Source organism: Acidimicrobiia bacterium (assembly GCA_041676705.1).
GTDB lineage: Bacteria > Actinomycetota > Acidimicrobiia > Acidimicrobiales > SKKL01 > Actinomarinicola.
Map to the genome: position 1 here is coordinate 193393 of JBAYRL010000002.1, position 24677 is coordinate 218069.

Annotated in this window: 18 protein-coding genes and 1 tRNA gene; 11 read left to right on the forward strand and 8 right to left on the reverse strand. The window is 56.3% G+C overall.

Annotated features, from left to right (window positions below; all coding sequences use genetic code 11):
• Positions 1 to 4: 4 nt before the first annotated feature.
• The 3 genes from WC184_04385 to WC184_04395 form a co-directional block, all read right to left on the reverse strand.
• Positions 5 to 1228, reverse strand: a complete 1224-nt coding sequence (locus tag WC184_04385; GenBank protein MFA7477116.1) for a restriction endonuclease subunit S — start codon at positions 1226 to 1228, stop codon at positions 5 to 7.
• The gene (locus WC184_04390) at positions 1225 to 3252 is read right to left on the reverse strand and encodes a class I SAM-dependent DNA methyltransferase (GenBank protein ID MFA7477117.1); all 2028 of its coding nucleotides are present in this window, start codon (positions 3250 to 3252) and stop codon (positions 1225 to 1227) included. The genes WC184_04385 and WC184_04390 overlap by 4 nt, the downstream gene beginning before the upstream one ends.
• A gap of 85 nt (positions 3253 to 3337) precedes the next feature.
• A complete protein-coding gene (locus WC184_04395; GenBank protein MFA7477118.1) occupies positions 3338 to 4840 on the reverse strand; it encodes a hypothetical protein in 1503 nt (500 codons plus the stop codon).
• 272 nt (positions 4841 to 5112) lie between these two features.
• Between WC184_04395 and WC184_04400 the strand changes: the two genes are divergently transcribed.
• The 3 genes from WC184_04400 to WC184_04410 all read left to right on the forward strand — a co-directional run bounded on the left by WC184_04400 (position 5113) and on the right by WC184_04410 (position 7791).
• Positions 5113 to 5571 (forward strand): type I restriction enzyme endonuclease domain-containing protein, encoded by a 459-nt coding sequence (locus WC184_04400; GenBank protein ID MFA7477119.1) that lies wholly within the window; start codon positions 5113 to 5115, stop codon positions 5569 to 5571.
• A 1110-nt stretch (positions 5572 to 6681) separates the two neighbouring features.
• Positions 6682 to 6754 (forward strand) — tRNA-Arg (locus tag WC184_04405).
• A 92-nt stretch (positions 6755 to 6846) separates the two neighbouring features.
• On the forward strand, positions 6847 to 7791 hold the full coding sequence (locus tag WC184_04410; GenBank protein MFA7477120.1) for a hypothetical protein: 945 nt from the start codon (positions 6847 to 6849) through the stop codon (positions 7789 to 7791).
• 59 nt (positions 7792 to 7850) lie between these two features.
• Here WC184_04410 and WC184_04415 read toward each other — a convergent pair whose 3' ends face one another.
• Entirely contained in the window at positions 7851 to 8180 is a 330-nt protein-coding gene (locus WC184_04415; GenBank protein ID MFA7477121.1) for a hypothetical protein, read from the reverse strand.
• A 125-nt stretch (positions 8181 to 8305) separates the two neighbouring features.
• Between WC184_04415 and WC184_04420 the strand changes: the two genes are divergently transcribed.
• From WC184_04420 to WC184_04435, 4 genes are all read left to right on the forward strand, one after another.
• A complete protein-coding gene (locus WC184_04420; GenBank protein ID MFA7477122.1) occupies positions 8306 to 9655 on the forward strand; it encodes a potassium transporter TrkG in 1350 nt (449 codons plus the stop codon).
• A gap of 14 nt (positions 9656 to 9669) precedes the next feature.
• Positions 9670 to 10977: a potassium transporter TrkG gene (locus WC184_04425; GenBank protein ID MFA7477123.1), complete on the forward strand. Its 1308-nt coding sequence runs from the start codon at positions 9670 to 9672 to the stop codon at positions 10975 to 10977.
• Between the two features lie 64 nt (positions 10978 to 11041).
• A complete protein-coding gene (locus WC184_04430; protein ID MFA7477124.1) occupies positions 11042 to 11698 on the forward strand; it encodes a TrkA family potassium uptake protein in 657 nt (218 codons plus the stop codon).
• A gap of 123 nt (positions 11699 to 11821) precedes the next feature.
• Positions 11822 to 12427, forward strand: coding sequence for a methyltransferase domain-containing protein (locus tag WC184_04435; GenBank protein MFA7477125.1), 606 nt, complete (start codon positions 11822 to 11824; stop codon positions 12425 to 12427).
• Between the two features lie 102 nt (positions 12428 to 12529).
• Here WC184_04435 and aroC read toward each other — a convergent pair whose 3' ends face one another.
• Both aroC and glgP read right to left on the reverse strand, forming a co-directional pair.
• Positions 12530 to 13615, reverse strand: a complete 1086-nt coding sequence (aroC, locus tag WC184_04440; protein MFA7477126.1) for a chorismate synthase — start codon at positions 13613 to 13615, stop codon at positions 12530 to 12532.
• Complete coding sequence (gene glgP / locus WC184_04445; GenBank protein MFA7477127.1) at positions 13616 to 15727, reverse strand: alpha-glucan family phosphorylase; 2112 nt, start codon at positions 15725 to 15727, stop codon at positions 13616 to 13618. It abuts the gene before it with no gap.
• 67 nt (positions 15728 to 15794) lie between these two features.
• Here glgP and WC184_04450 point away from each other — a divergent pair, with 67 nt between their 5' ends.
• From WC184_04450 to WC184_04460, 3 genes are read left to right on the forward strand one after another with little or no spacing between them, the layout of a single operon-like run.
• Positions 15795 to 17621, forward strand: coding sequence for a M3 family oligoendopeptidase (locus WC184_04450; protein ID MFA7477128.1), 1827 nt, complete (start codon positions 15795 to 15797; stop codon positions 17619 to 17621).
• Between the two features lie 3 nt (positions 17622 to 17624).
• Entirely contained in the window at positions 17625 to 19010 is a 1386-nt protein-coding gene (locus WC184_04455; protein ID MFA7477129.1) for an aldehyde dehydrogenase family protein, read from the forward strand.
• A gap of 53 nt (positions 19011 to 19063) precedes the next feature.
• Positions 19064 to 19918: a 50S ribosomal protein L11 methyltransferase gene (locus WC184_04460; GenBank protein ID MFA7477130.1), complete on the forward strand. Its 855-nt coding sequence runs from the start codon at positions 19064 to 19066 to the stop codon at positions 19916 to 19918.
• Positions 19919 to 20013: 95 nt separating this feature from the next.
• Here the strand turns inward: WC184_04460 and glgA are convergent, their stop codons facing one another.
• Both glgA and glgC read right to left on the reverse strand, forming a co-directional pair.
• Complete coding sequence (glgA, locus tag WC184_04465; GenBank protein MFA7477131.1) at positions 20014 to 21210, reverse strand: glycogen synthase; 1197 nt, start codon at positions 21208 to 21210, stop codon at positions 20014 to 20016.
• A gap of 15 nt (positions 21211 to 21225) precedes the next feature.
• Positions 21226 to 22464 (reverse strand): glucose-1-phosphate adenylyltransferase, encoded by a 1239-nt coding sequence (gene glgC, locus WC184_04470; GenBank protein MFA7477132.1) that lies wholly within the window; start codon positions 22462 to 22464, stop codon positions 21226 to 21228.
• Positions 22465 to 22501: 37 nt separating this feature from the next.
• Between glgC and glgX the strand changes: the two genes are divergently transcribed.
• On the forward strand, positions 22502 to 24634 hold the full coding sequence (gene glgX, locus WC184_04475; protein ID MFA7477133.1) for a glycogen debranching protein GlgX: 2133 nt from the start codon (positions 22502 to 22504) through the stop codon (positions 24632 to 24634).
• Positions 24635 to 24677 lie beyond the last annotated feature (43 nt).

Here is a 24677-nt window from a genome sequence, read left to right on the forward strand (position 1 = left end):
CCAGTCATGCTGCGGCCCCGGGGATTTCCAACTTGCCGGTAACCGCAGCCGTAATCAACGCCTGACGGTGCTCTTGTAGCAGTAGGAGTTGACGAGTTAAGGCATCTACCAGAAACTCGGTCGCTTTCCGCTCCGAGTCTGAATCGGCGACGATCCTTCTCTGAGCGGAAAGGGAAGGAAAGGGAACTACCGCTTCTTTGGCAATGTCCAAATTGATTCGGCTTCGAGTGGTCCCTCGTGCGGCAATAGCCACGCTGTGCATTCCTATCGGGGAGGAAAGAACGAGCGCCAAGAAGTGGGGGTCCGCCCGACTCTGATCCACCTCAGCGCAGTAGCAGTCCGCCTTTACGATGGCAGCCCCTAGATCGGGTGCGACGCAAGCTCGCCCTACATGATGTCGAGAATCACCTAGGCCGGCGATAACTAGGTCGCCAGGTCGGACCCTATGTCGAAGAAGCGTCTCGTAATGGGCAACTGGAATAAATGCCTTGTCCTCGTCCTTAAACTCGGCAAAACCAACGTTACCGAGCCGAACTACCCTTGCACCTTCCACGGAGTAGTGCCTTGAAGTAAGCGAACTCCCGAAGGGTCCGTCAGTGATGCTCTTCAATCCCCGCCTAAGTGGGGCCAATGGGCCTCGCTCAGCGGTAATACGGGCAGCAACAGATTCCCAGAATCGCTCTTCGAGGAGGTCGATGAGGCGGCGTTTTTTGGTGATTAGGGCGTCGATGCGGGCGGTTTCGGTGTCGAGGTAGTCAGCAATCGCCCGCTGGTCCGCTAGCGATTTAACAGGGAAGGGAAGGTTTCCAACCTGCTCTGCATTGAGATTGTCTTGGGTGTTGGATCTCACAAGACCAGCCAATTCCGGACGAAGATGTTCGAGCCAGTAGCGCACGAACCGGTTATCTGAGAGACCTTCTCTGGCTTCTACGCCCAATAAGGCCTGGTTCCATACCGCCGACACACCCAACTCGGCGACGGCACCAACTGATGCATACATGGCGAACAACAAAGTCCCAGGCGGAGCTACTACCAGCCGGCGGTCTCGCAATCCGGCGCCCGTCAACTCACGGTCCGTCCGCTCGACAACCGACCCGTCAGACATGTCGCTGATCGAGACCCACGGGGTCCCCTCACCCGGCTCAGCCCAAAATTCGGCACCGTCAACTGAAGGAGTGCCACCAGAGCGCAACCTAACCATGCGCTTGAGACGCGTGGTGGAGATCACTCTGTTACCTCTTTTAGGAGGGCTTGGATTTCGGTTTCGAGTTGTTTGATTTCTGCGTCGATTTCGTGGAGGGGTCGTGGTGGGGTGTAGGTGTAGAAGTGGCGGGTGAGGGGGATTTCGTAGCCGATTCGGGTTTTGGTGTGGTCGACCCAGGCGTCGGGGACGTAGGGGTGGACTTCTTCGGCCATGTAGTTGTTGATGGCGGTGCGGTATTCGATAGTGGCGAGTCGTGCGGTGGGGTCAGCCTCGAAAGCCACGGGGTTGGCCGGGAGGGGTACGTTTTCGTTGTCCCGTAAATCAGGGTCGGGAAGTGGTTGGTCTTTGGTGTCGGTGACGGGTTCGGCGTTGGGGTCCCGGATGGCGAGGGCGTCGAGGATGGCGGTGCGTAGCGGTTTGCCTTTTAGTCCGAGTTCGGCCATTAGCGCTGTAACGCGTTTTTCGGCGATGGCCGGGTCAGCGATGGGGTCGTTTCGCCATTGTTCGATTCCGGTGCGTAACGCGGCCTGAGTGGTTTCGTCGAGTTTGGTGATTCTGCGGTCGCTGTTGAGGGTGGTGAGGGTGTCGTCGGTGGCTTCCCAGCGGACTCGTAGGGGGCGTTCGACGGTGATGCGGAGGAACCCAAATGCTTCGTTTGGGAAGGTTTTGACTCTGACTCCGGAGGGATGGTCGGCGTCGGTGTTTTGGCCGTAGGCGCGGACGATGTCGGCGATTTGGGGGTCGCTGATCTGGTTGCGTTTCGCGCCGAGGCTTTTACGCATTTTGGTGAACATGTTGCGGGCATCGATCAGCTGGACGGTGCCGCGACGTTCGGGGCTTTTGCGGTTGGTGACGATCCAGAAGTAAGTGGAGATCCCGGTGTTGTAAAAGAGTTGGTCGGGGAGGGCGACGACGGATTCGAGCCAGTCGCTCTCGATGATCCACCGGCGAATCTCGGACTCACCCGAACCCGCAGCACCGGTGAATAAGGGGGATCCGTTGAACACGATCGCCACCCGCGAACCGCCTTGTTCGGCGGGTTTCATCTTGGCGATCATGTGCTGCAAAAACAGGAAACTACCATCGTTAATCCGGGGCAGCCCAGCCCCGAACCGGCCGGCGAACCCTTGCGATTCGTGCTCGTCACGGACCGTGTCAGCAACCTTTTTCCACTCAACCCCGAACGGCGGGTTCGCAATGGCGTAGTCCACCTGCAGTCCGGGGTGGCCATCTTCTGAGAAGCTGTTGCCGTAGGCAATGTTGGTGGCGTCTTGGCCTTTTAGCATCATGTCGGAACGGCAGATGGCGTAGGTCTCAGCGTTGAGTTCTTGCCCATACACATGCAGCCGTGCGCTCGGGTTGTGTTCACGGAGATAGTCCTCAGCCACCGACAGCATCCCGCCGGTGCCACACGCCGGATCGAGCAGAGTCTTTGAGATGCCGGGTTTGGTGAGCAGGTCTTCGTCTTCGATAAACAACAGGCTCACCATGAGCCGAATCACTTCACGGGGGGTGAAGTGCTCGCCTGCGGTTTCGTTCGACAGCTCGGAGAACCGGCGGATCAACTCCTCATACAGATAACCCATCTCAAGGTTCGACACCGCATCTGGGTGCAGGTCAACCTCAGCGAATTTTGAGACCACCAGATACAGCAGGTTGGATCGTTCGAGGCGAGCGATCTGGGTGTCGAACCCGAACTTTTCAATCACGTCCCGGGCGCCGGGGGAGAAACTGGCGATGTAGTGGCGGAGGTTGTCAGCCAGATCATCCGGGGCGGCTATCAGCTTGGCGAAATCGTATCGGGAGGTGTTGTAGAACTGCTGACCCGCCGCCGCCTCCAACAACTCCGGGCGGTCCCCGTATTTAGCGGCTCGTTCAAGCACCTGGTCTTTGGTGGGCTCCAGCACACAGTCCAAGCGGCGAAGCACCGTGAGCGGCAAAATCACCCGGCCGTACTCAGACTGCTTGTAATCACCCCGCAACAGGTCAGCCACCGACCAAATAAACGCGGCGTGGTTATTGATTATCGGACTGCTTGTCTGTGCCAACTCGACCGCTCCGTGATGTTCTCATGAGGATCCCATGTTCGCACTCCACCATCAACTTTGCTGGCTCCACTCAACGCATCGGCGGTTAGGCGACGGCTCGTAGTCGGCGGCGGCTTATCAGCTTGTGTTCGTGTTGAGCGCAGGCGGTGTGCTGGGCGACATGGACATCCCAGGCCACCGCGTTGTTCAACAACACCGCCCCGACCAGGTCGAGGAGGAAATGGCTGGGGTTGAGACTTGAGGCCCGTTCCCGTGGCAGCATGGCTTTCAACCACGAAAACACGGATTCGGAATCGCTTCGGAGCCCTTCGACCCGGTCCGAGTATGGGGTGGACTCGTTAACTGGGCGGACCCAGTCCGCCAGCGCGAACGGTTCCTTTCTTTGGTTTCGGCCTTTGCGGTCCGCCGCGAAGTCAATCTCAACATCTAAAGCCCCAGCCGAGCAGGGGACCCTGAGCCGGCCGATCGGATGCCACCCATCGATCCGGTGCTCCCACCGCAGATCCACACACTCAACATAGGTTGCGTTAATCGATGGCTGGTCACCAGGGATGACCGCGACGACCGCTCCGTCCATGGCCCAAAGCTCATGCACACAAGCCCGGGACCCCACCTGGTGGGTAACCAGTTGGAGCTGGTGGATTTTGAGTCGGGCTTTGGGGGCAGTTTTGTCTGCTGAACGCCGACGCGCTCCTTTACCTTTCCGTTTTTCTCGTACCCCAGCGCTGCTGTAGCCGGCCCGTTGCAGCTCCACTGGAAGATTCACATGCGCATGGTTTTTGGCTGCTTCTGGCATAGCCACCACCGGGAGCACTCCGGTTTTCATTAACCGGCGAATGTGGGAACCGGACATCAGCCGGTCATACACCACATGAGACACCCCTCCGCCAGCCTGGGCGATGATCTGGTCAAACAGCCCAAGGGACGCCCCGATCTCGTTGGCGTCACGAAATAGCTGGAGTCCAAGGATTACTCGCTGCCAGCGTTGGCGGCCATGGCAGCCAACCATCGCGATCGGCAAACCGGTTTGCTCCCTCGGCCCGCCCTTGCCCTCAAAACGATGCGCTAACCGAGGACTACGCACCGCCCGGGACCCCTGCACCTCTCCGTTGTGGTCAACGGAAACATCCGACAGTGCTGTAAATACTGTGCCATCCCCATAGATCACCCGTCCCGGGGCGGGTCGATGCCACGGCGAGCTAACCGCCGGGTCCAGCAGCCCCATCGACTGGGCCAGTGGCACTGCCACCTCAGCCACCGCCTCCGCTAACGCATCAGCAAACCCCTCCCCGGTGGCTTCCCGAAGATGGCGCAGCTTGTCAAAAGTTGGAGGAGCAACCGAAAGCTCACGCCCAACACGGGCTGCGGATTCACGCAAATAATCCCAAACCGGGGTAGCCATGAAAGTGGAGCTACACGTATTGGCTGAACCAATCGCCCAGCGACCCGCCAAAAACACCAGCATCGACACCCACTCCGCCCGAGACCCCCGGCCATCCTGCAGGAAGTCGCTGAATACATCTGCTAGCTCTTCGAGGCCGGGCATGGCCGCTACTGCTTCCAGATCGGAGAACGGATTCCGGTCCATCAGATCAACCTCCAGACGAGACGCCCCATGCGTCTCCTGGAGAAAGGTCCGAAATCACCCGCCCGCCGCAATCCCCACCGGGGCGTACCACAATAAGACCCCATCTGTTCCCACAATAAATGTCCGCTGAACCCATCCCGGTGGCGAGTTGTGGCTCGTCTGGTGCTTGGACGCGGGCTCTCCCAAAGCAGTTTGTGCGGCGAGCGCTAAAGAGGAATTTCGTAATGGTGGTTTCTGTCGGCACTGAATGACGGCCGGTAAACCAGCAAACCTTGCCGTTTCAGACGGCGTTCCTGTGCAGCGATCTGTACCTCGGTCACTTCGATGTGGATATGTCAGTGTTCTCCGAAGAGACCCGATCCGTCCGGCGCAGCAACGTGGTGCAGTTCGAGAAGTTCTGCGAAAAGCTCAAGTGGGCCATCCAGGTGTACCGGATCAGAGCCGTCGCCAACCGTGGCCCTGCCTTGGTAGCCATGGGCGACGGCAAACTCAAAGCCGTCACCGCCGAGCTAATGCTGAAGTTTCGCGAGAACGTAGCCATCGACTGGAACAGCAAGCAATCCGCCCAAGCTGGCATCCGGGCCACCGCAAAGACCCTCCTCGCTCGGCACGGCTACCCTCCGGGCTACAGCGACGAAGCCATCGAACCGTCCTCAAACAGAGCGAAGTATTCGCTGAAACGTGGACACAGGAAACAGCCGCATAGCAGGCCGGATGTAGCCGTGAAATAAAGTCCCATGTGGCTGTCAGCGAGGTCGAGGACAATACAGACATGACTGACCCCCGCTTCCTCAGACGACGAGCTTTGGGCTCGCCAAGTTGGCCCAGCTCTCAACGAAGCCAACACCGCCGAACTTCTTGGGCAGACAGTGACCGAGACCGCCACAGACCCGGGCTTGCTCCGTATTCGCAGCAGCGAGGGGCAGCACGTCTACCCAATCTTCCAATTCGATAGTGCTCACCCACTCCCCGGACTGGCTAAGACCCTCGAGATCCTGCGACAGGCAACCTCCGACGTCGGGGTGCTCGCGTGGCTCACAGGTATCCATCCGCACCTCGAGGGCACACCCGTCGATGCCCTCCGCGCCGGCGACATAGACACAGTACTCGCTCTGGCCACCCGTTTCGCCAACCACAACAGATAGCGAACACTTCAGGTCGGGCTACGAGCTAACCGACTCCAACCCGGCTCCACAGGATGTGCAAACTCGGACGAGTTCGTGTGCAAGCCATCTTCGCCTGACATGCCAAGAAGCCGCTCGACCTACACAGACGCGAATTGAGGGAACACGCCCACCAATATCGTCAACCACGTGATCCAGAGAGCCGAATTACACCACCAAATACCGCCCCCGCTCCGGACGGGTCACTGCCCCCCGCCCAAGCAAGTAGTTCAATGTGGCAGTAACCAAACGAAGATCCTCAGTCCGCCCCGAAGCTGTTAACCGCCCCAGGATTTCGGTCGGAGACAACGTCAGACCCGAGTCCCGTAAAACCGCGACAATCGCATCGGACCTAGACATCGCAACAACGTCCTGAACCAGAGGTTCACCGGATCGAAGGAAAGCCAGCTCCGCCTCGATCCCCCGACATCGCGCCATCACTTCCCGAGCTAAACGCTGCTGCTCAGCAAGATCCCGTTCCAGTTCCCTAATCCGACGCTTAGCCACGCCAGCAGCATAACAGACATTAAAGACAAAGAGACAAACAAAGGACAAAGGTTGTCTTTGTCTTCACTCAAGCGAAGCGCGAGTAAACTACAACACCAACTCAGATGCCGCCTACGATTACCTGGCGCGACTTCACGCCGAACAATACGCTGAGGTAACCGCGGAAGTCCCGCCCTCGTAGCTCAGTGGATAGAGCACTTCTCTCCTAAAGAAGGGGCCGTAGGTTCGATTCCTACCGGGGGCACTTTTTCAACTTGTTAGGCTTTGGTCATCACTATGAACAGCCCTAGGCCGCCGGTTCCTTACCGCTTACTAACCGCCACGTTCACTTTTATAGTGCCTATGGTGCTTGCAGTCGCGGCCATCTTGTGGGTTCGGAGCTTCGCACACGAACTGCCAAATCCAGTCGCCAACCACTGGGGTGCCAGCGGTAAACCCGACGGTACCGGCACGTGGCAGGGCTCTATCACCGGGATTGTCTTGGTCACGGCCCTGATGTGTGCCATAGGAACTGTTATAGGTGTTAGTCTTGGTCGATGGGCGGCCACACGACGACTAGCCGTCTTCGTCAGCATGTGGAGCGCGATCGCGCTGCCTTGGTTCGTAGCTGGTGGACTCTGGCAACAGCGCGGTCTCGCCAACGCTCTTGAAGCACCCGATGTTTACCGTCCCATGTGGATGGCTTTCACCCTAGCCGCAGTGGTAGCTGGAATTGTGGCCGCCCTAATACCTGCCGATGCCCCCTTGCCAGCCACAGAGCCACTTCCACCCGAGGCATCTCGAGCCAGTCTGGAACCGCATGAACTGGCCAACGCTAGCTGGACTGAAGTAATTGTGATGCCCGGGTTTCACCCATTAGCGGGCGGCGGCATTGTCGCCACCATACTTCTTGCGCTGATGGCCACCTGGCGGACACTGGCCATTGCCAGTGTGGCGGCACTAACCCTGGCCGCGCTCACCTTGTTATTAGTAGCTATGGGGCGATGGACCGTAACAATTAACGCTCACGGCCTAGTGGCCAGTCCATTCTTTGGTAGACCACGAACTCGCATCCCCTTAAACGAAATCATTTCGGCCGAAGTTACGACCGTGAAACCTTTCCAAGAGTTCGGTGGCTGGGGTTACCGGGTGGGCCGAGGAGGCACGGTAGGCATCGTGATTCGTCGGGGCAAAGCGCTAAAGGTTCATCGCAGCGGCCAGCGCGATCTCATCATCACAATTGATAACGCTGCAGCTGGTGCCGCTTTGCTAAACACCCTGGTGGAACACTCACGTCAATAGTGCCCCATCGGCCCAAACCATTCGCCCAGGCCAAAGGTCCAAACCAATTTGCGGTGGCTTTAGCGCTTCAGGCCGTCAAGGGCCAGGGCAATCGCATGGTCATCACGCAACATCAGTCCGAAGCTGACTACATCGTCATGGTCGAACAGGGGTGCCTTTGGATCGGCAACCTCCCGAGCTGGCGTCTTCCAAACCGAGTATGAAACACCCGCTGAAATCAGCAAGTCAATCATGTCGCCCGGAGCCTTCTTCACCACCACGCCAGCACAACTGGGGCAACGAAACGAGTAGGAAGCGCTGAGGTCGTCCTCGTTGATCATCACTTGAACATCAGCAACAGTCAGCTCCACGTCTCCACAAGTTCCGCATGTTGCCTTAATGGTGGTCATTAGCTTCGTACCCTTCGCACTCTCATCAAATGCTTCGACCACTTTCGGTGAGACCTTGAGTAAAAACATTGCTGGGTGTAAGCAATGAGCAGCACGGCCCATTCGGGCCCTCAAAGGATCGAAGCATGCCTAAACCACCGCGCTCACAAGTGCGCAATTACCATCCTGCACAAATCATTGTATTTGGCTTCGGTTCCGTTATTTTGGCAGGCAGCGCCCTCTTGATGCTGCCAATTTCTCACACCGGCAGCGCTGACATTCGACCTATCACCGCGCTCTTTACGGCCACTTCAGCCGTTTGCGTGACCGGGCTAGCGACAGTTGAAACAGCCACCTCCTGGACCACCTTTGGCCATGTCGTGATTTTGGTACTCATCCAGCTCGGCGGACTGGGAATCATGAGCTTGGCCTCCCTCGCCGGCATTCTAATTAGCCACCGCTTGGGCCTACGTTCCCGACTGCGAGCTCAAGCCGAAACCGGAGCACTCAACCTGGGCGACGTTCGCACCGTGTTGCGAGGCGTGCTGGCGGTAACTCTCTTCTTTGAAGGCCTCGCCGCCACCACACTCACTTTGTGGTTCATGTTCCACCATCACTACAACCCTTCCAAGGCCATTTGGAACGGTGTCTTTCACTCCATTTCGGCCTACAACAACGCCGGTTTCGCCCTGTTTGAGGGAAATTTGGTGCGTTTCGCGCACGACCCCTTCGTGCTTATCGTCATTGCACTGGCCATCATCGCTGGCGGCATCGGCTTTCCCGTCATCCTCGACCTACGCCGTGAGCGCTTTCGTTTCAAAGCCTGGACGCTACACACCAAACTCGTGGTCATCATGACGGTGGCGCTCATTCTGATCGGCACCACCTTCTTCACCATTTCTGAATGGGACAACCCGGCGACTCTTGGCCCGCTCAACTCTGCGGAATCAGTAACCGGCGGCTTCTTCGCCGCAATTACCGACCGCACCGCTGGTTTCAATGCTCTAGATTACGGTTCAGCCAACGAATCAACGGTATTAATCACCACCATCTTCATGTTCATCGGCGCTGCGCCCGCTGGAACCGCAGGCGGCGTAAAGGTCACAACCATCGCCGTTCTTACGCTCATGGTTTGGTCGGAGATGCGAGGCGACCCCGATGTAAGCGCCTTCGGTCGACGCCTGCCCCGATTTTCACAACGCCAGTCACTCGCCATCTTCCTCTTGGGTTTAGGCGCCACCCTCGTTGGTACCGTGGTCCTAATCACTACCGGTCCATTTGAAATTGGTGCCGCGGCCTTCGAAGCCGCCTCGGCCTTTAGCACCACCGGTCTAACAACAGGCATAACTCCGCTTCTGAAAATTCCGGCCCAACTTATTCTTATAACTCTTATGTTCTTGGGCCGCGTTGGCCCGGTAACGTTAGGCACGGCCCTAGTTCTACGTGAACGCGGCCGTTTGTTCCGCTACCCCGAAGAACGTCCCATGGTCGGCTAAATGGCAACCACCCGATGACACCCGCTCGCCTCTTAGTACTTCTGTACTCGCTGGCCCTCGCCTTAGGCACGGTGTTGTTGCTGCTTCCATACGCCACCCGAGGTCCGGCTGCTCCCTTCGACATCGCCTTCTTCACCGCCACGTCAGCCATTTCGGTAACCGGCTTGGTAGTAGTTGACACCCACAGCTACTGGAGCGGTTTTGGCCATTTAGTCATCTTGGCGCTCATTCAGCTGGGCGGACTTGGAATTGTGACGCTTGGGTCGATCGCCGGTTTGGTGGTGTCACGACGCCTGGGGCTAAGCGGACGGCGCTTGGCGCAACTCGAAAGCGGGCTCGATCTGGGCGACGTCCGTCATGTGTTACGAACCGTGCTCAAAATCGCGGCCGTGGTTGAAGCGACCACTTTTGTACTTCTGACCGGCGTGTTCTATTTCCTTCACCATGCCGCCTTCCCCGAGGCACTGCGTTTAGGTGGCTTCCACGCCATTTCGGCCTTCAACAACTCGGGCTTTTCGCTCTTTAGCAATAGCTTGGAAGACTATGTGACTGACCCCTTTATCTGCGGAATTGTAGCTTGTGCCGTGCTTATCGGGGCCGTTGGTTTTCCGGTGCTGACCGACATTCGACGCAACCATCTCTCACCGAGGCGCTGGAGTCTGCACACAAAGTTGACCCTCTCGGCCATGGGTGCCGTGCTGGGGGTCAGTGCCCTTATTTTTTTGTGGTTCGAATGGACCAACCCAGCCACCCTCGGCGAGCTTCAAACCAGCGGAAAAATATTGGCGTCGTTCTTCAACACCTCCATGCGAACAGCCGGATTTTCGAGCATCGACTTTGGTCAGCTGAACGAAACAACCCAACTGGCCACCATTGTTTCCATGTTCATCGGCGGAGGTAGCGTTTCGGCCGCCGGAGGAATAAAAGTAACGACTTTGGCCCTAATTCTCTTAGCGGTGATAACTGAATATCGAGGCGATCAAGACGTTACGGCCTTTAGACGCCGCATCCCGCCAGAGGCGATTCGCCAAGCTGTCGCCATCACACTGACTGGAGTAGTAGCCGTTTTAACTGTGACGATGCTGATCTTGGCAATTGAAAAATTCCCTCTCACGAACACCCTCTTTGAAGTGACCTCGGCGGCAAGTATTGTCGGGCTATCAACTGGTCTTTCCGGCGAGCTAAACACCGCTAGCCGCCTTATCATCACCGTACTAATGCTTTTGGGCCGTCTAGGGCCCATGACCGTAGGCGCGGCGCTCATGCTAAGAGAGCGTCAACGTCTTTATCGTTTCGCGCAGGAGCGTCCCATCGTTGGCTAATCGATCACATTCACATCCCAACTCGGCAGAATATGTGGAGTGGCGCCCCGAACCATCTGGTTTAATCGGCTCGTGGAACGAAGTCTTGGTAGTTGGTCTGGGACGATTCGGCTCGGCCTTAGGCGTAACACTTGAACATTTGGGTTACGAAGTCTTAGGGGTCGATGCAGACGCCGAAGTCGTCCAGCAAATGGCAAACAGCCTGACATATGTGGTGGAGGCCGATGCCACCAACTCGGCAGCCTTGGAACAAATTGGGGCCGCAGATTTCGAATGTGCTGTGGTTTGTATCAGCGACGATATTGAGGCCAGCATCTTGTCGGTGGCAGCCTTACACGACCTGGGTATTAACAGTATTTGGGCTAAGGCGATCACACGCTCCCACGGTCGTATCCTGCGCCGAGTAGGGGCCGACGCTGTGGTTTACCCCGAACATGACATGGGAGTTCGCGTGGCCCATATGGTGACCGGGCGAATGATTGACTACATCGAACTTGACCCAGGTTTCGTTTTGGTTGAAACGCTGGTTCCTAAAGAGGCACAGGGAAAAACACTGCTCGACGCTCAGCTGCGCGCCAAGTACAACGTGACCGTGGTGTGCATAAAACCCCACGGGCAGAATTTCACCTACGCCACACCTGACACCATGATGAACGAAGGCGACATCCTGCTAATCGCCGGAGAAACCCAAAGCGCCGAACGCTTCGCCAATATCGACTAGGGCCATGTCACCCCCACCCCATCGATTCAGGACCTTTGGCCCAATGTGCGACGCCTATCAGCCATGGCGCTTGTTTCTGACTAGCTTCGTCCAAACCAGCCGAAACTATATCGAAAGTTAACTATGCCCGAACCAAGCCAGTGGGTGCAGATCACCCAAGCCAACCCCAACCATTCGGTCGCCTACATCGACCGTTTCCGCCAAATGGAGGCGCAAGGCCGTGATCTAGGTGGCGAGGCACGCCTCATCGATGCCATGGTCGGCCGCAACGCTCACATCCTTGACGCTGGTTGCGGGCCGGGCCGAGTTAGTGGCCGCCTGGCTGCCATGGGGCATCGAGTCGTGGGGGTTGACGTTGACCCAATCCTGATCGAAGCTGCCGAAGCCGACCACCCTGGACCTCGGTACTTCACTGGAGATTTAGCTGAACTCGACTTAGCGGCCAAAGGAATCACAGAAGGTTTCGAGGCCATAGTGAGCGCCGGAAACGTGATGACGTTTTTGGCACCCAGCACCCGCATCGAGGTGCTGCGCCGTCTAGGCCACCACTTGGCCGACAATGGCCGAGTGGTAATTGGTTTCGGGGTGGGTCGCGGTTACGAATACAGCGAGTTTCTCAACGATGTCGCCACGGCAGGCCTCGAACCTGACGTGCTGCTCGGCACCTGGGATTTGCGGGCCTTTACAACGAACTCCGACTTCTTGGTGGCTATTCTTCGCCGAGCCTAACAGCTTTGCCGGCCACGACCGCGGCTTATCAGAGCTACTATAAAGGCGGGCTTTATAGTAGCTTTAGGGTGGCTGACCTGGTGTTTTACACCTACAGAGCCCCTAGAGAACGTCTACCGCTTTTTGGCGCAACCATAAGTCGGCCAACACCAACAACGTCATTGCTTCTACCAGGGGTACGGCCCTAGGCAAAACGCACGGGTCGTGGCGGCCTTTAGCTTCAAGGGTTACCGGATTGTGGTCGCGATCGACCGTTTGTTGGGCCGAAGAAATGGTGCTGGTGGGTTTAAAAGCCACCCGAATTATCAAATCTTCGCCGTTCGAAATTCCGCCTTGCACCCCACCGGAATGGTTGGTGGTGGTGTGCACACGACCATCTTCACCCGGCACAAACGGGTCGTTGTGACTAAGACCCGTCATGCGGGTGCTGCTAAAGCCGCTACCAACTTCAACGCCTTTGACAGCTGGTAACGAAAACATGGCGGCTCCCAAGAGGGCATCCAGCTTGTCGAAGACCGGATCACCCAAACCAACTGGCATATTACGAGCCACACAAGTAACTACGCCGCCTAATGAATCGCCGTCACGCCGTGCCTGTTCAATAGCGCTTTCCATCTTGGCGGCCGCGTCAGGGTCGGGGCAGCGCGTAGGCCCAGCCTCAACCTCAGCCAAAGTAACGCTGCGGTGGTCAACCTCGGCATCAATGTTGTATATAGAACTGACCCACGCCAAAACTTCTACGTTGGCGACGGCTTCCAGCATGAGGCGAGCCAAAGCTCCGCCCGCAACTCGGCCGATGGTCTCTCGAGCTGAAGAACGACCCCCACCCTGCCAATTTCGCACCCCATATTTAGCTTCGTAGGTGTAGTCGGCGTGACTAGGGCGAAAAACGTCTTTCAGATGGTCATAGGCGTGCGGGCGGGCGTCAGTGTTGCGTACCAGCATGGCAATGGGGCTACCGAGCGCCAAACCTTCAAAGGTGCCCGAAAGTATTTCCACCTCGTCGGCTTCTTGGCGTTGGGTCACCAGACGGCTTTGACCAGGTCGCCTCCGATCGAGATCGAATTGAACCTTGGCAACGTCAATCGGCAAGCGCGGCGGTACTCCATCCACCACAACGCCCACGCCACCACCGTGCGATTCCCCGAAGGTAGTGACCCTAAATAATTGTCCGAAGCTGTTTCCCACCTAGTCCATCCTTTGGGGGTAGGCCTCGCCAGCACCGAAAGTGGCGTGGTGTTGTGAGGCGGGATCGTATAGTCGTTCACGGTAATCGTTCACCATACGGGCGGCACTCACCCGCGGCCCGAGCGATGCCCAGGTGTGACGAACTCGGCCCAGCCAGCGAGATGAAAGCGCCTGGCCGCCTTCATAGAACAGGGGAACAATTTCTCCTCCGAACACGTCATACAAAACCGCCACTTCGGCAGCGTCGCGTTCAGACTGGTCAGCGAATTCCATAAATGACGGAATCGCCCAACCGTTCGCACCATCGTGCATTTCGTCCCACCAGCCATCAAGCACTGAAAGGTTGAGTGCGCCGTTAATAGCCGCTTTCTCACCCGAGGTACCGCAAGCCTCATACGGCCGAATCGGGTTGTTAAGCCAAACGTCCGAACCGTGATACAAAGCTCGGGCCACGCCAATGTCATAGTCGTCTAGAAAAACGAATTTGCCTTCGAGTTCAGGGTCGGCGCTGGCCTCCAGTGTTTGGCGCAACAGTGCTTTGCCCGGCTCATCGGCCGGGTGAGCCTTACCAGCGAACACAATTTGCACTGGTCGGTCGGGGTTATTCAACAAGGCCACCAAGCGGTCGCGGTCTGATAGCAACAAAGTGGCACGTTTATAGGTGGCGAAACGGCGCGCAAACCCCACGGTAAGAGCGTGCGGGTCAAGGGCCATCTCAGCGTTTGGAACTCCTCGGGCAGCTAAGCGTTCTCTCACAAAATGCACTAAACGGGTACGGGCCGCCACACGAACTTCGCGCATCTCCTCATCGGAAATGCTCATCACGTTGGACCATTCCTCCGGCGTGGCGTTGGGCCAGTGCCCACCAATCACCCGCTCAAAGAGGTGCTGTACTTCCGGGGCGGCCCAGGTAGGTGCATGAACACCGTTGGTTACTGAAGTTATGGGCACTTCAAAATGAGGGGTGTTGGGCCAGATCGGCGCAAACATTTCTCGGCTTACTTTGCCGTGGAGCCTCGACACCCCATTGGCTCGGCCTGCCACCCGTAAACAAAAAGCTGCCATGTTGAACTCTTGGTCGCCATCAGCCGGAAAATAACCAAGCGACATAAGGTCAGACAGCTCGACCCCCACGCTTTGGCACCAATGGCTCAAATAGCGATCAATCAACTCACGCGAGAAACGGTCGATTCCGGCCGGTACTGGGGTATGGGTGGTGAACACCATCGACTGGCGCAAAGTGTTCACGGTGGTATCTAACGACTCGCCAGTATTAATAATGTGGGCACGTATTCGTTCAAGCGCTAAGAACCCCGCGTGACCTTCGTTCAGGTGGAACACATGTGGGGTCATGCCCATGGCCGACAGCACCCGCACCCCGCCAATTCCAAGCACCAGCTCTTGACGGAGTCGATGCTCTTGATCGCCACCATATAGTCGGTTGGTGATGTGCATGGCGGCTTCTGAGTTGCCTTCAACATGTGTATCCAACAAGTAGAGCGAGATACGCCCCACGTTGGCTTTCCACACCTGCACGGCCACCGCTTCGCCGCCAATCTGCACTGTGGTACGCGCCCCAGGGACCTGTTCTAAACCAATCAGATGAGGATCAAGGTCGTGATAGTGCTCAATTTGGCCGACTTCTTGTTGAATTTCTTGGCGGAAGAAACCTTGCCGATAAAACAGCCCGATTCCGACTAGGGAAAGATCGTGATCACTAGCTGCTTTAAGGTGATCACCGGCCAAGACACCCAGTCCGCCTGAATACTGAGGCAAGCTTTCAGCAACGCCAAATTCAGGTGAGAAGTAGGCTACCTGAGGCACCAGACGTGCGCTGGCGGTACCCAGGTATCCCATTAGGTCGTCATAACAGGCCGCCGTGTCCGCCACGAAGGTCTCGTCGTTAACCAGTTCGTCCCATTCCGGGTTATTGAGGCTGGCTAACATCGCCAATGGGGCACGCTGGCCCACTTCCCAACCATCGGTCGCAATCCGGGTGAATAGGCGTTGGGTCGGAAGGTCCCACACCCAACGGAAATTACGGGCCAGTGTTTCGAGCTTCGAGCGAAGTTCCGCTCGAGCGTCGTTTTGAGTATCGCTATCGGGACTCACCTATAGAAGGCTAGCGAGCTATAAGCGTCTAGGTTAAATAGGGCAAGACTTCCAGAGGGACAATTTTATGACTGCAACTGCACATGACTCTTCGACGAGCGACCCTGCTTTGGCTGATTTGGGTGCCCTTGATGTGGCCTGGGACTTGGAACCGCTACTGCAGGTCGATGAGGGGGGCAGCGTCGAGAGCCTTCTGTCTAAAGCCGACGCCCTAGCCGATCGCTTAGCAGAAAAACGTGGTTTGGTAGCCACCTTTACCGCCACTGATTTGGCCGAGTTTATGACGTCCTTAGCCGACCTTCATGATGTTTTGGGTCGGGCCGGCTCGTACGCTGGTTTGCGTTTTGCGGTCGACACTGCCGATGCCGAGGTTGCTGCCACTATGCAGAAGGTGGAAGAACACTCGGTGGCGGTGAGCACAAAATTGCTGTTCTTCGAACTGGAATGGGCACAGTTAGACGATGCGGCGGCGGAGCAGCTACTGAGCTCCAATGATTTAGCGTGGTGTGCTCATCATCTACGTTCAATTCGCCGTTACCGCGACCACTTGCTCTCTGAGCCCGAAGAAAGAATTCTGGCTGAGAAATCAATCTCCGGTGCTTCAGCTTGGGCACGTCTTTTCTCGGAACAAACCTCGGCCATTGTGGTTGAGTTGCCAAGTGGCCCGGCCAAACTTGAAATGGCCCTGTCACTGTTGGCCGACCCCAGTCATCAAATGCGTAGAACCGCCGCCGAAGCGATTACCGAGGCCCTGAATCCGGGTTTACGCACCCGAGCTTTCATTTACAATACGCTCTTGGCCGACAAAGCCACCGACGATCGGTTGCGTTCGTATCCCACCTGGATAACCAGTCGAAACCTAGCTAATGAAGCCACCGACGAGTCGGTGCAGGCCCTCGTTGATTCGGTTCAAGCCCGCTACGACATTCCCCAGGCCTGGTATCGGTTGAAGGCCAAAATTTTAGGTGTCGACCGCCTGGCCGATTATGACCGAATGGCTTCGGTAGCCGAATCTGAAAGCCAAGTTGGTTGGGCCGAAGCACGCGAATTAGTGCTTGATGCCTACCAGTCTTTCTCACCTGAAATGGCTGAAATCGCCGAACGTTTCTTTGCCGAGAATTGGATTGACGCCCCGGTGCGAGATGCCAAGCGACCCGGCGCGTTTTGTGCCTACACGGTGCCATCACACCACCCGTACCTTATGTTGAACTGGACAGGTCGACGCCGTGATGTGCTTACTTTGGCACATGAGATGGGCCACGGTTTGCATGCCTATTTGTCACGAGAACAGGGTATTTTTCATCAGTCAACACCGCTAACCTTGGCCGAAACAGCCTCGGTCTTTGGCGAGACCGTGACCTTCGGTCGGCTGCTAGAGGCCACCACCGACCCTCGAGAGCGACTCGCTCTTCTAGCTGAGAGCATAGAAGGTGCGATCGCCACGGTATTTCGCCAAACCGCCATGAACCGATTCGAAAATGCCGTTCATCTGGCGCGGCGTGAACAGGGTGAGCTGTCGGTAGATACTTTTGGCCAACATTGGCTTGAAACCCAAGGTGAAATGTTGGGCGACGCGGTGGAGCTAAGCCCCGGCTATGCCACCTGGTGGTCATACATCCCACATTTCATTGGGACCCCCGGCTACGTGTACGCCTACGCCTACGGCCAGCTCTTGGCACTCTCGGTGTACGCCCGCTACGAAACCGAAGGCCACGATTTCGTTTCTCGATATATGGATCTGCTTTCCTCAGGCGGTTCGTTACCACCAGAAGAGTTGGGCTTGATTGTGGGTGTAGATTTGTCGGACCCCGGCTTTTGGGACGGCGGTTTGGCTATCGTGCAATCACAACTTGAGGCGGCTGAAACGGCGGCCCATGACGCAGGAGTGCTTTGAACGATGATCATTAAGCAACCCAGCCAGTTGGTCGACGAGTTACGCCAAACCTTTCGTTCCGGAAAAACTAGAGCCCTTAGCTGGCGTAGCGAGCAGCTTTTGGCGCTGAAGCGTATGCTGGTTGATAACGAGCCCATGCTGGCAGCGGCACTAGAGGCCGATCTTGGCAAGTCTCCTATCGAGGCTTACACCACTGAAATTGGGTTTTGCCTTAACGAAATCGACCATGCCCTAAAGAACCTGGGGGCCTGGGTCGAGCCTCGCAAGGTGAAGGTTCCCTTGTCACAACGACCAGGCCGGGCCGAGGTAATTCCCGAACCTCGCGGGGTGACCTTCATCATCGCACCGTGGAATTACCCCCTCCACTTGTTGGTGGCACCTTTAACAGCTGCCATCGCGGCTGGGAACACGGTGGTGGCGAAACCCTCAGAATTGTCACCGGCCACTTCAAAGGTTTTAGGTGAGTTAATTCCCAAATATCTAGACGACGAAGCAATCGCCTTGGTGGAAGGTGATGCCAGCGTTGCCGAAGCGTTGCTTGAGGTTCGTTTCGACCACATCTTCTTTACCGGAGGCGGACGTATCGCCACCAAAGTTTTGGCCGCGGCGGCACCTCACCTGACTCCGGTGACACTTGAGTTGGGTGGGAAATCACCAGCTTTGGTTGATGCCAGTGCCAATTTGGCGTCAACTGCTCGCCGGATTGCTTTCGGTCGTTTTCTTAACGCCGGTCAAACCTGTGTGGCACCCGATTATGTGTTGGTGCATCGTTCACAAGAAGAAGAACTGGTGGGCCTGATCGCCGAAACGGTAGGTCAGTTCTTTGGCGAGAACCCACAAGAATCACCCGACTATGGCCGAATTATCAACGAACACCACGCCCGGCGTTTAGCCAATCTTATTGACGAAGGCGGCTGGGACCATTTGGTGATTGGCGGTCAGGTTGATATTGATGATCGCTACATTGCCCCCACCGTTATGTCTGGAGTCGACCTGGATTCGGCGGTCATGGCCGATGAGATTTTTGGTCCGATTCTTCCGGTGATCGCCGTTGATTCGATGGATGACGCCATCGATATTGTTAACGATCGGCCGCAACCGCTTTCGCTTTACATTTTTTCAGAAGACGACAACATGGTGGAACACATAATCGGTAACACCAGCTCGGGTGGTGTTTGTGTGAACCACACCTTATTGCAGCTTGGAGTGCCCGATTTACCCTTTGGTGGCGTGGGCCCATCAGGTATGGGTGCCTATCACGGCCAGGCCGGATTCGAAGAGTTCAGCCACCTAAAGTCAGTGTTTCACAAAGCCTCGAAGCCCGACCCATCAATCATGTATCCCCCGTACAGCAAGCTAAAAACCCGAATCATTCGGGCGGCGCTATAGCAACTCTTCGGCGTTAATAGCACCACGGGGTTCAAAAGCGTAAGAGGCAGCTAATGGCTCTAGTACCGGCATTACAGGTTCGGGTCCCCGCAACCGAAGCCGAAATCGTAGCCAGCGTCATGTGGGCGCAGGGGGTTAACGCTATTAGTGAAGAAGCTAGCGACGATGGTCGGGTACTTTTACAGTCCGACCTACCCGCCCACGGCGGTACCGAGCTGATAACGGCGCTCGCCAAGAATGGCTGGGAAGCTTCGATAGTTGAAGTCGACGACGGCCAAGACGCCTGGCGCGACTTCGCACAAGTTGTACGTGCAGGCAAAAACATCGTCGTGTGGCCGCCTTGGGTTGAGCTGGGCGAGGTTAGCCCTAACGACATAGTCATCAGCCTCGACCCCAAAGATGCTTGGGGCCATGGCGCCCACCCAACCACAGTGGCTTGTTTAGCCGAGCTCGAACGAATTATGGATGAAGGGCGCGATTCCACAACCGACAGTGGTTATAGCCCGCAATCATCGGTTTCCACGGTGTTAGATCTGGGCTGCGGTAGCGGTGCCCTCAGCGTGGCAGCCGCCATGCTGGGTGCCATCCAGGTTTACGCCATCGACATCGACCCCGCAGCTTTGGAAGCAACCGAAGCCAATGCTTTGGCCAATGGCGTGGCCAGCCGAATCATGGTCGGGGCTAGCACTACCGAGGTTCCCCAGGTAGATGTGGTAGTAGCCAACATTGGGGTCCAAACACTGATCGAGATGTCCTCGATCATCAAAGAAGTACTGAAGCCAGGCGGAACCCTAATAATCAGTGGCATTTTGAACCCGGCCCCCGAGGTTGTAACAACAGCGTTTCAACCCTTAGCGCTACGGCATGAACGTGTAATTGATAAATGGGTAAGCCTTACGTTGAGCTAGCCAAATAATGTGCCAGCCAAAAAACACGGATCGCTCTTCCCAAACCCAATAGCCCAGTCGCCAGCGGTGGCCCTGCATATACGACCGCACCGGTATTAGCGTAAGACTGACTGGTAAAGCGCTACTGTCTGGCGGGCTATTTCCTCCCACGAAAAATGCTCGATCGCCCGTTGGCGACCAGCTTTACCCATCGCTTGGGCCAAGGCGGGATTAGCCAAAAGCTCGTCAATGGCCTGGGCTATATCGCTGCTGAAACGAGCTGGATCTGCTGGTGATCCATACAAATCGTGACCAGCTTCGAAAGGCACCAAAGTGCCGGTTTCACCAGGCACCACAATCTCGGGGATACCGCCAACTGCTGAGGCGACTACCGCCGTCTCAGCAGCCATGGCCTCAACATTAATTAAGCCAAATGGTTCGTAAATCGATGGACACACGAAGACACTGGCATGGGCCATGAATTGCACCACCCCGGCACGGGGAAGCATCTCTTCAATCCAGAACACCCCGGGCCGCTGCACTGCCAAACCGGCCACTTTCGACTTGATCAGCGCACCGAGCTCCGCCGTGTCAGGCTGTCCGGCGAGCAGCACTACCTGGGCGTTGTGTTCAAGCTTGGAAAGTGCGTCCAACAGATAGGTAACACCTTTTTGGTGGGTGATTCGCCCCACAAAAAGTATGTAGGGAACATCGGGGTCAACACCGAAACGAACCAAATGCTCAACGCCAACCTGTGGTTGATATTCATCGGTGTCTATGCCGTTGTGAATAACCTTCACGCGTTCCGGGTCGATGGCCGGGTAAGCGCGCAGAATGTCGTTTCGCATGCCCCCCGAAACGGCGATAACCGCAGCCGCCGCTTCTTGCGCAGTTTTTTCGCACCACGATGAAACCCGGTAACCGCCACCTAATTGTTCTGCCTTCCAAGGGCGCAACGGCTCGAGACTGTGTGCGGTGCAAATATGGGGAATGTCGTAGAGGAGTGAGGCCAGGTGCCCGCCCATGTTGGCGTACCAGGTGTGAGAGTGAACAACATCAACACCACCTAGCTCACTAGCCATCGCCAAATCTACCGACAAGGTTTGAAGCACTGCGGCTTCGGGACGCTCGCTCGCCAAGGCCGACCAAGGCTCATAGTTGGCCTTCACCAACGACGAAGGACGCTGACCCCCAAAGGCGTGTACCTCAACGTTGACTAACGAGGCGAGATGTTCCGACAAATACTCGATATGAACCCCGGCGCCACCATAAACTTCCGGCGGATATTCCCGGGTCAATAGGCCAACACGCACTAGCTCGGACCGCCCCTAAACTGGTGGAATCGGATGGAACTTGCCAATGGCCACGATTCCTTCTTCCGAGATTGTGAAATGTTCGGCATCAACCTTGGGGTCAACACCAATCTCCATTCCAGGTGGGATGCGGGTGCCCTTATCGATAATAGCTCGACGTACAATGGCCCCGGCCCCGATCTGCACATCATGCATAATGACCGCGTCTTCGACCAAGGCCCCTGCTTCAACACGCACGTTTGGGGAAATCACACTGCGGCGTACCGTTCCACCCGAAACAATGGCACCTGAACAAACAATAGAGTTAATGGCTTGGCCGGTACGCCCTTCACCATCGAGCACGAATTTGGCTGGGGGCAGCGAGCCTGTGGAGGTTAGAATGGGCCATTCCCAGTTGTAAAGGTTGAACACTGGGTGAACATCGACCAAGTCCATATGGGAAGCGTGGAATGCGTCGAGCGTTCCTACATCACGCCAATAACCGTGGTCGCGCTCGGTGGTGCCAGGTACCCAGTTATGGGTGAAGTCGTAAGCATGAGCAACGCCCTCATTTACCAGAGCGGGAATAATGTTACCGCCGATGTCGTGGGTGGAACTGGGGTCTACGGCATCGTTGCTCAACGCTTCAATCAAGGTCTCAGTTGAAAACACGTAGTTACCCATCGAGGCCAACACCTGGGTTGGGTCATCGGCTAGACCAATGGCGTCGGTGGGCTTTTCACGGAACTCTTGAATTTTTGATCCTTGGCCAACCTCAACAACTCCGAACTGGTCAGCTTCTTCAATCGGTACTCGAATTGCAGCCACGGTAACGCCAGCCCCTGAGGCAGTGTGGGCGTCGAGCATTTGTCTAGGGTCCATGCGATAGATGTGGTCGGCACCAAAAACCAAAATGTGACTGGGTTTCGCGTCGTGGATCAGGTTCATATTCTGGAATATGGCATCGGCTGAACCGGCAAACCAGTACGGGCCTCGCCTCATTTGGGCGGGCACAGTAGCTACATAGTCATCTAATAATTGAGAAAACCGCCAGGTTCTCGAAATGTGCACGTCTAGGCTGTGGCTCTTGTATTGGGTGAGCACAATAATGCGTCGATAGCCAGCATTCACCAGATTAGAGAGCGCAAAATCAATCAGTCGATAATGACCTCCGTAAGGAACGGCAGGCTTAGCGCGATCGAGCGTCAAGGGTGCCAGGCGTTTACCTTCGCCACCAGCCAGAACGATGCACAGGACTCGAGATGGATCATGCATTGGTACTCATCCTAATACCTTGCCGTACACTCGGGATGTGAAGACGCTGCCAGGACAGTCGACACCGCTAGGCGCTACCTACGACGGGGCAGGCACAAATTTTGCTCTATTCAGCGAAGGTGCTGAACGTGTGGAGTTATGCCTATTCGATGAACGCGGGGTAGAAAGCAGAATTGAGCTCACCACGGTGACCGATTTTGTTTATCACGGCTACTTACGGGATGTTCACCCAGGTCAGCGTTATGGTTTTCGCGTTTACGGACCATGGAATCCGGCCAATGGCCAGCGCTTCAACCCAGCCAAGCTGTTGCTGGACCCATACGCCAAAGCCATTGACGGCGAACTACACTGGGTACCAGCCACCTACGATCATCGCCTCGACCAGTCGATCTACAGTCAAGACACCACTGATTCCGCCCCTTTTGTGCCTCGATCGGTGGTTGTTTCACCCTGGTTTGACTGGAAAAACGATTCCAGACCCAACATCGACCTAGCAGACACCATTATTTATGAGGCCCACCTCAAAGGATTAACGCAGCTTCATCCCGATATTGAGCCGGAGCTTCGGGGAACTTACCGGGGCATGGCCGAACCGGCCATTCTCGACTATCTAGTAGACCTGGGCGTTAACGCCATTGAGTTGTTGCCAGTCCACCACTTTGTGCACGATCATCGCCTAGCCGAACTGGGCTTGCGAAACTATTGGGGCTACAACACCATCGGATTCTTCGCACCTCACCGCGGCTACGCTTCAAGCAGCACCCGGGGCGCTGCTGTGTATGAGTTCAAAGAAATGGTCCGGGCGTTACACGATGCTGGTATCGAGGTGATCCTAGATGTGGTGTACAACCACACCGCCGAAGGCAATCACCTAGGTCCAACGCTTTCTTTTAAAGGCATCGACAACGAAACCTATTACCGGCTGCAGCCCGATGACCCTTCTCTCTATTTGGATTTTACCGGTACTGGCAACAGCTTTAATGCCCAGCACCCCCAGACGTTGCGACTGATCATGGATTCACTGCGTTATTGGTATTCCGAGATGCGGGTGGATGGTTTCCGCTTTGATCTGGCCCCGGTTTTGGCCCGAGAGGAATACTACGTTGATCGCTTCTCGGGTTTCTTAGACGCTGTTCATCAAGACCCGGCCTTAGCGGATGCCAAGATAATCGCTGAACCTTGGGACTTAGGCGAAGGTGGCTATCAACTCGGCAACTTTCCCAATGGCTGGTCAGAATGGAACGGTCGCTACCGCGATATCACACGAGACTATTGGCGTGGCCAACCCGGAACCTTGGCTGAGTTCGCCTCGCGTTTCACCGGCAGCGCCGACATTTATCAGGCCCGGGGCCGTCAACCCCAAGCGTCGGTGAATTTTGTGACCGTGCACGACGGATTCACCCTGGTCGATCTCGTTAGCTACGAACAAAAACACAACGATGCTAACGGCGAAGGAAACGAAGACGGCACCAACGACAATCGCTCTTGGAATTGCGGCATTGAAGGCCCAAGCGATGACCCGATCGTCAGCGAACTCCGCAACCGTCAGCGCCGCAATTTTCTAACCACCTTGCTGCTCTCACAGGGAGTTCCATTACTGCTCGCGGGCGACGAGCTAGGTCGCAGCCAAGGGGGCAATAACAACGCCTATTGCCAAGATAACCGTACGTCTTGGGTTGATTGGTTGGGCAAAGACCAAGAGACTTTCGAGTTTGTGAAACTATTGATGGCGTTGCGTAAAGAGCATCCCACTTTCCGTCGCCGTCAACATTTCACCGGTCACGCGGCCAGTCGTGCTCAATCACCAGATATTGCCTGGTTCACCCCTGCGGGCACAGTGATGAACGAAGCTGATTGGCATGATGAAGGTGCCCGGTCACTCATGGTTTACATGAACGGACTCGCCATTGTGGATCGCGACCGTCGTGGCGAGCTCATCACTGACGACAGTTTTTTTGTGTTGTTTAACGCCAGCGGCGACGAAGTGAGCTTCTCGATACCCAAGATTTCTTGGCCAACAACCTGGGAACTGGTGTTGGACACCGCCGATCTGGCTTCACCGTTAGTAGCCCTTGAGGGAAATCTCCAATATGAAGCTGGCAGTAATCTCCATTTAGTTGGTCACTCGCTGGTGCTGCTGCGACAAGCCAACTCGTCGACCAAACCCTAAGTACGCTGGAAGTGTTCAACTCAACTTTGGCACCGCGGAACGT